This is a genomic window from Aureispira anguillae (assembly GCF_026000115.1).
In the GTDB taxonomy this organism is placed as follows: Bacteria; Bacteroidota; Bacteroidia; order Chitinophagales; family Saprospiraceae; genus Aureispira; species Aureispira anguillae.
This window is the reverse complement of the sequence record NZ_AP026867.1, coordinates 4288142-4300250: the sequence shown is the minus strand read 5'-3', so window position 1 is coordinate 4300250 and position 12109 is coordinate 4288142. Positions and strand designations below refer to the sequence as shown.

Annotated in this window: 10 protein-coding genes; 5 read left to right on the top strand and 5 right to left on the bottom strand. The window is 35.8% G+C overall.

Features of this window, described 5'->3' with window-relative positions:
- Window positions 1-24: 24 nt before the first annotated feature.
- Entirely contained in the window at window positions 25-588 is a 564-nt protein-coding gene (locus AsAng_RS16895; protein ID WP_264788286.1) for a Crp/Fnr family transcriptional regulator, read from the bottom strand.
- 256 nt (window positions 589-844) lie between these two features.
- On the opposite strand from AsAng_RS16895, the gene AsAng_RS16890 reads away from it, so the two are divergent.
- From AsAng_RS16890 to AsAng_RS16870, 5 genes are all read left to right on the top strand, one after another.
- Window positions 845-1252 carry a hypothetical protein gene (locus tag AsAng_RS16890; protein ID WP_264788285.1) on the top strand — a complete coding sequence of 136 codons (408 nt, stop codon included), beginning with the start codon at window positions 845-847 and terminating at the stop codon, window positions 1250-1252.
- Between the two features lie 178 nt (window positions 1253-1430).
- Entirely contained in the window at window positions 1431-1775 is a 345-nt protein-coding gene (locus AsAng_RS16885; protein WP_264788284.1) for a hypothetical protein, read from the top strand.
- Entirely contained in the window at window positions 1741-4131 is a 2391-nt protein-coding gene (locus AsAng_RS16880; protein ID WP_264788283.1) for a tetratricopeptide repeat-containing sensor histidine kinase, read from the top strand. The genes AsAng_RS16885 and AsAng_RS16880 overlap by 35 nt, the downstream gene beginning before the upstream one ends.
- 24 nt (window positions 4132-4155) lie before the next feature.
- Complete coding sequence (locus AsAng_RS16875; RefSeq protein ID WP_264788282.1) at window positions 4156-4785, top strand: response regulator; 630 nt, start codon at window positions 4156-4158, stop codon at window positions 4783-4785.
- Between the two features lie 237 nt (window positions 4786-5022).
- Complete coding sequence (locus AsAng_RS16870; protein WP_264788281.1) at window positions 5023-5706, top strand: hypothetical protein; 684 nt, start codon at window positions 5023-5025, stop codon at window positions 5704-5706.
- Between the two features lie 107 nt (window positions 5707-5813).
- Here the strand turns inward: AsAng_RS16870 and AsAng_RS16865 are convergent, their stop codons facing one another.
- The 4 genes from AsAng_RS16865 to AsAng_RS16850 form a co-directional block, all read right to left on the bottom strand.
- Window positions 5814-6368: a glutathione peroxidase gene (locus AsAng_RS16865; protein WP_264788280.1), complete on the bottom strand. Its 555-nt coding sequence runs from the start codon at window positions 6366-6368 to the stop codon at window positions 5814-5816.
- A gap of 423 nt (window positions 6369-6791) precedes the next feature.
- Window positions 6792-7346, bottom strand: coding sequence for a glutathione peroxidase (locus tag AsAng_RS16860; protein WP_264788279.1), 555 nt, complete (start codon window positions 7344-7346; stop codon window positions 6792-6794).
- A gap of 149 nt (window positions 7347-7495) precedes the next feature.
- Complete coding sequence (locus tag AsAng_RS16855; RefSeq protein ID WP_264788278.1) at window positions 7496-10963, bottom strand: T9SS type A sorting domain-containing protein; 3468 nt, start codon at window positions 10961-10963, stop codon at window positions 7496-7498.
- A 255-nt stretch (window positions 10964-11218) separates the two neighbouring features.
- On the bottom strand, window positions 11219-12106 hold the full coding sequence (locus AsAng_RS16850; RefSeq protein ID WP_264788277.1) for an alpha/beta fold hydrolase: 888 nt from the start codon (window positions 12104-12106) through the stop codon (window positions 11219-11221).
- Window positions 12107-12109 lie beyond the last annotated feature (3 nt).

The following is a 12109-nucleotide window of genomic DNA, read 5'->3' as shown; positions in this document are numbered from 1 at the left end:
ACAATTGTCAAAAAAGCAAACCATTTAGACTTGTGTTCGTATTCTACTCAATGTTTCTTGGCTAATCCCAATAAAAGAAGCGATGTGTCCTAGATTGACCCGTTGTATAAGGCTAGGATTTTTTTGAAGCAGTTGTTGATAACGCTCTTTGGCCGTATGAAATAATAAATCTTCTATTCGTTCGGCAAGATCCACATAGATTTGTTCCAAAAACAAGCGGATGTACTTTTCATAAGTTGGTTTTTGCTCTAGGAGTAGTTGTATATCTTGATAGGCTACTAAATGAACCTCCGAATCTTCAAGCAGCTCGATGTTGTATCGGCTTCTTTTGCGTTGAATAAAACTGTCAATTGCCGTAATACTACCATTTTCTACCGCAAAATGAGCCGTGATATCCTTTCCATCTTTATAATAATAGGCTCTGGCAATTCCTTTTTCTATGATATACAAATGATTGCAAATGGTTCCTTCTCGATGCAGAATATGATGCTTGGGAAAAGATTTTTGCTGTACAATGGCTTGAAAATCTCCCATTATGGAGGAAAGAATAAAAGGATCTAGGTCTTTAAATTGTTCTAATAGCATCATTGGTAAGTGGTTTTAGAAGGGTTGATTAAAAGAAGGGGTAAAGATAGGGATTTCAGGGCTTGTCTTTGTATGAGTGGAGTGAAAATGCAAGGAATGATGGCTTGAAATTTAATTAAGAAATATTCGTATAAATAGTAAGCTGTCCACTTTTTGTCCACTTTGTTTTCTTGTTTTTATCGAAATTTAAAAGAATATTTGTAAAAGATATTATTGTATATGAAATATTATTTATTAATCTAATTCTAGTTTTGTTATTATGGAAGATATAAAAGAAATAGTGCCTATACCATCAAAAATTGAAACACAGATATTCAACCCTTGCATATCGCTGATTAGAAGTTTAGAAAAAGACGGAGAAAAGGATATCTATGGTTATTATCTAGGGGTAGTATGCAAGGATTATTTAATTGTAGATATCGAACCTAAAAATAATGATTTACCTTCTCCTTGTGATATTGAAATTAATGTAATAATAAGTGAATTTCATAGCGGTTTAGGGCTTGACAACTATAAAGTAGTTTGTTTAGGAAAGTCTTATACAGAGGTTTTTGGAATAATTACGATTTATACTCACTTTGAAAATGGTCGTTTGGAGAATTTAAATTATGGACCTGATCTAAAAGGTAAAACCATTATTCGGTTTGAAGATGCAATTATTTATTAGATCTGAAAGAGAGTAGCTTAGATTTACTAAGTAAGAAGAAAAGCAACATTATCTATAATTTTAGTTCAAAGATGAAAAGTTATAGTAGCATGTAGGTAATGGCTAGGGAATATGAAAATATATTATTATAGTTTATATGCATAATTATTGATTTAACACCTAAAAAAATAAAGTAGTTATGAGCGTAATTCCAGTTCAAGATTTTAATCCATGTGCCTCCTTAATCAAAAAAAACGGCGAGTATTATTTGATGATAGTCTATATAGATATAATTGTAGAAGATGAATTTAAATATGAAATAAAAGATGATGATAATTTGAAAACTGTTTTGGTTAATTTTTCAAATCTGACGCCTAGCTCTAACAAATATTATCACCAAGAAATAGCACTAGGTGAAGTTGATATAGCAGAAATAAAAAAAGTTCAGGTGAGACATGAGGAAGGTGTATCTCCAGAGTTAAAAGGTAGAGTTATTATTCGATTTGAAGATGCAATGGATTATGATGACAATGGAGAATCTTAACCAATGGATTAGGGCTAAATCCCTATCAATTTTATTACTGTTTATTGGGCTGTCTAATGGTATGGTAGCACAGCAATTAGACAGTCTAAAACACCAGCTTTCTCTGAAAACTAAGCCTTCAGAGAAGGCTGTTTTATACAATGAAATAGCGTGGGCGGCACTGCTCGAAAAAAAGGATTCCGTTGTATTTTATGCCGAGGAAGCGTTAGCCTTTTCCAAACAACATCAATTGCAAGAGCCATTGATTGTCGCAACGCTACAAATGGCTAATATTTATAGAAAGAAAAAACAACTAGATCTAGCTGCCCAGCATTTGGAGCAAGCCCAGTTATTACTTCAAGAGGGAGCATTCCCCGAACAACAAACTCGTTATAGGTTGTTTAGTGCTTATCTTGCTTTGAGCAATCGCAATTTAGAAAAGGCTATTGAGCAGTTTCAAAAAGGCTATACTTTAAGTTTTGAGCACAATCCCAAACTGCAATTTTCTTTTTGTATGGGGCTGGGTTATGCTTATCAGAAACAAGGTGCTTATGAAAAAGCGGAAGAATATTTAAAAAAAGGATTAGAAGTTGCTAAAACAACTCATAATTGGGAGGATAAAATAAAAGCGTATAATGACTTAGGAAATTTTTATGCTCGACAGGAACGTTATGATGAGGCTTTGTTGCTCTATAAAGGTAGTTTGGAATTGTGCGAACAACACCAAGATTATAAAGGGCAAAGTAGGGTTTATTTGAATATGGGGAATATTCATTTGTTGAAAGAGCATTGGACCCTAGCGATTGAATATTACATGCAAAGTGCTGCCTTGAAAGAACAATTGGAGGATAGAGCTGGTGCAGCAGCCATCCATAATAATATTGCAGCAATTTATAAGGAACAAAAACGCTATACTGAAAGCCTCGAATATTATGAAAAAAGTCGGGTTCATTATAACGATATACAAGATTCGGTAGGACTTGCTGAAACATGGATAAATATTGCAATTATAAAGGTGCTTCAAAAAGAGCCACAAATGGCTATTGTACTTTTAAATAAGGCTTTAAACGTTCTTGAACAAAGAAATGAACAGGCGGCAATTGCGATTGCACAACTCAATTTGGCTTTTGCTTATAGCGAAGTAGGGGAGTATCAATTGGCATTGGACTATCTTCAATTCGCCGAAAAGGTAGCGAAGGAAAAAGAGGATTTACATTCGATGGTTAGTATTGCAAATGCTTATGGAGCAAATTATTTTTATCTAAAAAATTATCCTAAAGCCATACAATATTATCAAGAGGGGCTAAAAATAGGGCAAGATTTAGAGCTATTGGTAGAGCAACGAACCGCACTTTTTGGCTTGTATGAAACCAAGCAATATATGGGAGATTTTGAAGCCTCCCTAAAATGGTTTGAGCAGTATACAATTATAAAAGACAGCTTGGTAAATAATCGAAACAATCATCAGTTGGTAAGCCTCCAAGAACAGTATCACACCAAGCAAAAAGAGCAAGAAATTGCACAGTTGAATATTGTTAATGATAACATTGAATTAGAGAATCAACTCAAAACCAAACAGTTTAATTTATTACTGTTAGGTAGTCTTTTGATCTTAGTGATTATGGGCTTGCTGAGTTTGTTTTTGTATTATAGACAGCAGCAACAGAAAATTGTATTAAAACATGCTACTGAATTGCATAATAAACAGATCAATCAGCTTATTCAGGAGCAGGAAATAGAAACGCTTGATGTGGTCTTTGCTGCTCAACAAAAGGAACGGAAAAGTTTGGCAAAAGATATTCACGATACTTTGGGGAGCTTTTTGGCAACCTTAAAATACCAGCATGAGGCAGGTAGACCCCAAACAGAAGAAAAAGCAGTGCAAAATCAATATCAAATAATGGAGCAATTAATTGGACAGGCCTGCACAGAAGTTCGTTCGATTTCGCATCAAATGGCAACAGGGGAGCGATTTAATTTTGATTTAAAAAAAGCTATTGAAAACCTAGTACAGCGCATCCGAAATACACAGCAATTTAAAGTAGATTTTAATTACTTTGGGGAACACTTTAGTTTGCCTAACGAGACTGAACTAACATTATATAGAATTGTGCAAGAATTATTTTCGAATATACTCAAACATGCACAAGCTTCTCACGCAATTCTTCAAATCAATCAAAGTGAAAGCGAGATAACACTAATGATGGAAGACGATGGGCAGGGCTTTGATGTGCAGCATGTTGCCTCAGGAGGGCTTGGCTTGAATAGCATTTCAGAACGAGTCCAAAAATTGAAGGGAGCAGTACAGGTAGACTCTCACAAAGGCCGTGGAACTACGGTTGTTATAAGCTTGCCATCTATGATTTCCAATCCATAAACAATTCAATAAAAAATACAACCAATGATTAATATTATTATTGCAGACGACCACCAAATAGTTATCGATGGTCTAAAACTTTTATTAGCAGATGAAGAGCGAATCCAAATTGTAGGAGAAGCACTGAATGGTGTAACACTGCTTAACCGAATTCCCACATTACAGCCTGATTTGGTGCTTTTGGATTTGGGAATGCCTGTTATGGATGGGCTAGAGGCTGCCCTTAAAATAAAAGAATTACATCCTACCGTTAAAATCTTAGTATTGACCACTTATAGCGAGCCGCATAAGATCAAAAAAATGCTCAAAGCAAATATAGATGGTTACCTATTAAAAGATACAGGAAAAGACAACTTGTTAGAAGCAATTTATAGCATTATGGATGGGAATGCTTACTATGATCGTCGGGTTACTGATATTATTATGAGTAGCTATCAACCCCAAAAAACGACTTATTCCGTAGAATTGACTCGCCGAGAAAAAGAAGTTACTAGACTTATTGCGGAGGGGATGAGTACCAATGAAATAGCCAGACGACTTTTTGTTAGTCCTCTAACAGTAGATACCCATCGCAAAAATATTTTTTCAAAACTGGGTATTAATAAGGTAGCTGCTTTAGTGCGTTATGCCATCGAAGAAGGATTGGTCGAATAAAAATACACCCCTTACATAAGGGAATTGCCTCTATGGACTTTATCTGGTCTGTAGGGGCTTTTTTTGTTTTTTCAGGAGCTTTATTGTTGACTGTTTTAGTTTTCTACCTGTTTCGGGGGAGTTGGCGATTTACTATTTATGGGGTAAGATTGATATATGTTTTGAATCTATATTTGTGTTGTATTAATGATGCATCAATTATTAAAATTATTCACACACAATTAAAATTAGAAAATTATGAATGAGAATATAAATTTTTGGAGTAGTCTTTGGAAATATGGAAGAAGAGCTATAGGCGCAGTTGTTCGTGAATTTAGTACTAATAGTGATCTTACTTCAGAACCTTCTAATAGAATAGGTCCAATAGAACTAATATACAAAGATGGAAAAACCTATGGAAATAATACTTCGGCATCTTCAGTTGCTTTAAGTTGTACCTCGGTAAATAATGTGGGACGTGCTCAAGAGGCAAAGGATGTTTTTTTTAAACCTGCTGAGGAAATAGATTTAACGGAGCCACTTCGTAAAAACTTAGCGGGGACTGTATCTTGGAGAATATTTGATGATCAAGGACAATTTAGTTCTGAAAATAGTTTTGATTCTGGAGGGCTAATTACTAGTTTAAATAATTGGGCATCAGGTCCTCTAAGTTTAGGAGGAAGAGATTTAAATATGATTATTAATCAACGCGAAAATCATTTCAACATACAAGCATTAAGTCACGATTATACTAATGTTACTATTGATGTGATGACGCAGGATGGAAGTTTCTATACTTTTGGTCCATTTAATATTCAAAGAGATGGTAGTAGAATTCTTCCATTTCCAAATAAGATGGATGAAGAACTTCCTATCTCTTCCATTACATTTAGAGCCAACTGCAATGAAGAGCATTATCAAGCTCTATTAAAAGGAGCTTAATAAAGCTTTTTAAGATCAATGAGCGTGCTTTATTGGGGAGATTAATTTTCTCCCCAATAATAATAACTGCTCGGCTCTTCCTTCCAAGATTATAATAGAAACGCCCCTTACTCCCCCTTAATATGCCTACGAATAGCCTTTTTGATGAGGGTATTTTTTACCCGTTCTGTAGGTTTAAAATAGCGAATGACCTTGCCATTTTTGCCCACCAAGAATTTTTGAAAGTTCCATTGAACAGGAGCATTTAATCGTCCATTTTCTTTTTTGGAAGTCAAGTATTGATACAGCGGATGTATTTTCTTTCCTTTGACCGAAATTTTGGAAAACATGGGAAAAGTCACTCCAAATTTGCTGGTACAAAAGCGATTGATTTCCTCATTGCTGTGAGGCTCTTGATTCAGAAAATTATTGGCAGGGAAGCCCAATACCACAAAATCATCGTCTTGATATTCTTCGTACAAGGCTTGTAAATCTTTGTATTGATTGGTGAAGGCACATTTAGAGGCCACATTCACAATCAATAGCACTTTACCCTTGTATCGAGATAAAGAAACCTTGTTGCCAATAATATCTTGCACTTTTATATCGTAAATGGTTTGAGGTTTAGGAGCGCTGCTGATAAAGAGCAGACTAGTTAATACAGTTAATAATAAAATTTTCATGGTTTGTTGTTTGGAATACAGTAATAGCGTTAACACAGATAAAGGGAATTGCACCATGTTACCTACCATACTACTGCGTGGTGATTATTACAGGAGCTAGCAAAGCTAGCTTATTGGTATAATATTTTTAGTCTAAAGTAATAAAAAGATGATATTCAGAATAGTATAAGATGTGTTTTTGTTTAAAAACACACTTACGGCAAAAGGAGGGCAGCAGCTTAATAAGCTGAATTGACATCTAGGGGGATTAGACCTCAAAACACTTAAGCGTTCTCTTTCGAACAAAAATTAATCCAAAAGGTTGTGTAAGGAAATTTTATTCAGTTATATATTAAAATAAAAAAAACTCTTCTCTAAAATGATTAGGGAAGAGTTTCTTTTTATGATTAAGGAATTGGACAAGAGCGTAAAGCCTAAAAAGGCTTATTCTCCCTTAACGTGTTTACGGATTGCTTTTTTGATAAGCGCATCTTTTACTCGTTCTTCAGGTTTAAAATAGCGGATTACCTTGCCATTTTTTCCTACTAAAAACTTTTGGAAATTCCATTGAATAGGAGCATTGAGTTTGCCATTTTCTTTTTTTGAAGTCAAGTATCGATATAAGGGATGCATATCCTCCCCTTTGACCGAAATTTTGGAAAACATGGGAAAGGTCACCCCAAATTTGCCCGTACAAAAGCGATTAATTTCTTCGTTGGTACCAGGTTCTTGGTTTCTAAAGTTATTGGCAGGAAAGCCTAGCACTACAAAATCGTCATCTTGATACTCTTCGTACAAGGCTTGTAAATCTTCGTATTGATTGGTATAGCCACATTTAGAAGCCACATTTACAATCAATAGCACTTTACCCTTATATTTAGATAAAGAAACCTTGTTGCCAATAATGTCTTGCACTTTTATATCGTAAACAGTTTGAGGTTTTGGGGCGCTACTGATAAATAGCAGACTAGTTAATACAGTTAACAATAAAGTCTTCATGATTTGCTTTTTTGTATACAGGAGTTATTATTACCATCCATAACCAATTATGGATTCAAATTGTTTATTTTTTTCAGTATTTTATTCAAAAAAAGAGACTGCCTTTTTAGGACAGCCTCTATGTTTTGGTTTGTTGATAAAGCAGTGCTTTATTCTACAATAATTTTATGTGTTGTTTCTTTTTCGTCGCTAACCACCTTCATCAGATAAACACCAGCAGGCATTTTTTTGATGTTAAACTGTTCTACGGTATTAAATGGATTGCTTACAATTCGTTGTTCAACCAATTTGCCAACAACATTATAAAGCGATAAGCTTACTTCTGTTTGATAGCCCATCAATTCTATCGTAAAGGTACCATCATTAGGATTTGGGAACACCTTGCTATAAGCAGTCTCTTGAGGAATATCCTCTGTTGAAACGCCCATATCAATACTAAAGCTATAGGTTAGGCGGCGACCAAACTCAGGCTCGAAAGTTTTTACAGGGAAAGGCAAGAAAGAGCCCAAGAAGCGGCAGAAGCCACCACCCGCAGCAGTATTCGCCCAATAAGACAAACCATCATTACCGCTATCCAATACCTCTAAGGTATAACAACCAGGAGGATAGTTTAAGGTATCTCTATAGGTAGTATTATTCGTCATATTGCTACGAGAAAGCATTACCGTTCCTGATTCATTGGTAATTGTATAAGAGTTTTCTGAAGCTCTATTGTTGGTCTTAAATTCTAATTTAATGCCTGACAAATAGTTAGTAGGCACTTCAAAATGAGATTTGATGTAATCATTGGCAGGATACTCATCCGTTCCACCATTCGGATTACTAACCGTTGCTGTAAAGTGTTGCGAGCCATTGCCCACCCAAAAACTTAGGCTGGGAACAGGTAACGTAACGGTTTCCATTTCACCAAAATCAAGATTTCCCGTCCAGTTAAACGTCTCCGCTTGACCTCCAACCACATTATAAGTAATGGTCAAACTAGTTAGCGGAGTAGAACCGTTGTTGCGAATAACAATTTGTAAATCTCTACACAGTGGATTTGTTCTAGAACGATATTCATAATCTGTAGGAGAGAGTACCTCATAAATTTCAGCATCCAAACTATGATTGATGGGACCATATTGTACTAGGTGCATTCCCATCACATAATTTCCATTTCCCATACCAAGGTTATTAGCTGGAACAGGAGTAATCGAGTAGTCTAAATCAACAGTATTTCCAGAAACATAAGGCGTAATTTCAATTTCATGCTCTTTTACAATATCCCCAGGGCACCAACCTTCTCTAGAGCCAGGCCAAGTTCCTCCTTGTGGATAAACAGGATTTAAAGCACAATCGTTGGTTTGCCAAATGTGCCAACTGTCAACTTGATTGTTGTTGACATGAAAATAATGCGTATTGTCTTTCCATTCACAACAGTGAGGGTAGTTACCATTGGTACTATTGTGCCCATGCCCTGTAATACGAGTTTTTACTTTGTATGTTGATGAATTGGGGTGTAAGTTGATTGTTTTATTGGGCAAAGAACTGTTGTTGTCTAGGTTCTTATAAGCATAAGACCTGCTTTGTCCCCAGATTCGATCTACTTGGATAACATCTCTAGGAGGAGTTCCTTTAATCATCATAAACTTCAAGTCAATCAATTCTTGTTGATTTCCTGCTGAAATTTCTACACTATCGTGGAATAGATGGGCATAATCTGTTACATCAAACACCCACGTAAACCCGTTTGGACCTAGCGAAAGACCAATTCCATAAGGGGTAATATAGCGACCAATCTCATAGCGATCAACTATTTCAAATGGCTTTTCGTAATAATGGAGGGAATCATTTAGAATTTGATTATTTGCCGTATTCATCAAAGAGTCAATCACATTCCCCATGGGGTCGTAGGTATAGGTATAACCTGCTGCCCAAGCCTGTGTGAAATTGTCAATAACAAATTTGCGACCTGCCACCTTATATTCTGCTATCGTGATAGCGTTATTAGAAATGGTGTCCGTAACCAATGTAGAATCTATTTGACTGGTATAATTTCCTTGAATAAAGTTGAGGTTAAAGCGTTCTGTTGAAGTTGCTGTATTTTTAAAAATCGTTTCGTGTGGTAAAACCATATCCGAACTGCTAGGCATCCCATCATAACCATTAGGAGATTGATCGATGATGTTGGTGCTGCCATCAAAATTATAATACAAAACTAAGTTGGCATAGTCAGGATGTGTTCCATCCAAGTTTTTATTCATCCATCCCTGAATATTAGCCTGAGAAATCTCTTGATTCCAGATTCGCAATTCGTCTACTTTTCCAGCCCAAGCGAAAGGACCAGCCCCTTTTCTTGAAATGCCGATTCTTAGAGCATTGATAATACCAAGCGCTCTTGTTTTGTTGACTCCAGTATGCCACAATACCCCATCTTTATAGATATTCATAACACCAGAGGTTGCATTTTTGGTAAATGCCCAATGCACCCATTGTCCTGCGTAATCACTGGCATTTGCAGCTTTGTCAATTCTATCTGTCCCTGAGCCTGTTCCTTGATCCCAATAAATACGACCATTGGACCAAGGGTGATGTAGGTTAACAATTCGATTGCCAAGGCTATCACTGCCTTCCAAAATTGTCGTATTAGCGGGCAAAACATTCGGATCGCCATAAGACCAAAAAGAAACCGTAATTTCATTTCCAAATGCATAATCATTTAGACCTGTTTCTACATAATTTCCTTGTTGAACGTCCAAATAGTTATCGTTTTCAGTCTGATAAATAACAGAGTTAGCTGGGGTTGTAGTCGCTTTTAAAATGGTAGTAGCCGCTACTAAATCGTAATTGTCAAAGCTGATTTCAATCAAAATATTAGATGTGCCATCCCAGTTAAATGGTGTGGTCAAATTAATGGTGTTTAGCCCTGTTGTTGGGAAGGTCGTATTGCGATGGTACAAGTTGCTAAAGCCACTATCTTCAAAGCTTGAAGTGGCGGTGTTGCTGCTGTGTTTTGCACGAATGTTAAGGTGCTTTAACGTTGTTCCAACCTGTTGTACATCCAATTGCAATTTGTCAATGTTACCCGCAGACATACCTGCCGCTGTTAGTTCACTCGCCAACCATAAAATTTGAGCTTTGTTGGCTTTTTTATTGTTGCCCAATGGTTGAGCTGCATTATTGGTTCCTGTACCTACAGTATAGGCTGTTTCACTAACTGTTGTGTTATAAGTAATAAAATAATCCCACCATTGTTGCTGATAATAGGTCATACTGTTCAAGTAATCAATCGTGTCTTTGTAAGCATTGTTGACGTAATAATGCCCCGTTTCTACTTTGGTAGAATCATAAATTCCTGTATCATCATAAAGATAGGTGTAGGTAAGATAATCCCATTCTCCACAATCGTAATTGTCCTGTGTGGTTGCAGGATCACATTTGAGCGTGTACAGCATCAATATTTTTCGATATTCTTCTGATGCTGAAGGAAAAACCCATTCGCTTCTTCTGGTCGTAATGGAGTCAAAGGTTAAGGTTTGAACAATGGTTGTGTCCTCTTGTACTTGTGCATTGGCATCGCTAAATAAGCAGAGCATTAACGCTGTAAATAGTAGAGGTAATAGTTTTTTTTGTTTCATGATGTTTAATTCCTTAATTTGAAGCAATTTATGTAACTGTAATCATAATAAGCGGAGGAGAACTTTACTAAGAACTAGAAAATTAGGTAGAAGTATTGGCCCAATTATTCTATCAGTAAACTTGTAATTGCTAGTAAGTTAAGGTTATTGTATAGGAAAACGCCAACAAATAAAATCTTTTTGTTCTATTCTGATGAATTTAATGTATTAAACCTTGAATTTGATACTTGTTGGCGTAGTAGAGGGCTTTGTTTTTTATGAAAAAATACTAAAAAAAGCTTTTATCGGAGGCAATATTTCTTGGGCTTTTTCTTCTTGTATAAAATGCCCACAATCATAAGGTATAAATTGAGCATTATTTAGTGTTTTTTTCCAAGTTTCTAGATGGGAGGGAGGGATAAAATCATCTTTTGTCCCCCACAACACTAAAAATGGCTTGTTTTGAATGGCATCAATTTGCTTCCATTGCATTTCGTACCAGTCAGAAGCCCCCACAATAGACTGTCCAATTTGTAATAACCCATGCCGTTCACTTTTATTGCGAAATACTTGCGTATAATGTTTGTGAATGTTTTTGGGTAGTTTCTTTTTGTTGTAAAAGGACTTAGGAATAAGAAATTTGGGAGAAAAATTTAGCCTAAGGTAGAGAAATTTACCAAAGCTACTGTGCAATATTTTATCAATTTTTTGTGCAGCGGTTTGATCTTTAGTTTTCCACAACCAAGTGTTCATTAGCACAATCTTTTGGACATTTTGAGGCTGTTTAATAGCATAGGCTAATCCAATTGGACCACCAAAATCGTGTACCATTAATTGAATATTTTTTAAGCCCAATTGGTTAATGAATACTTCTAAGTTGGCAGCCAATTGAGGAGCACTAGAGTTGATCTCTTTTGATTTTTCTGACAATCCAAACCCTAAATGATCAGGAACAATACAGCGATGTGTTTTGGAAAGTTCTTTGACTAGATTTCGATATAAAAATGACCAAGCAGGTGTACCATGTACCATAAGTATGATGTCCCCTTCTCCTTCATCAATATAATGCATCATTTTCCCATTGATGGTTATATAATTACTTTTGAAAGGGTATTCTTTAGTATCAAACCAAGGCTGTTGTTTAAGTGTATCAGCAAGTGACATAGA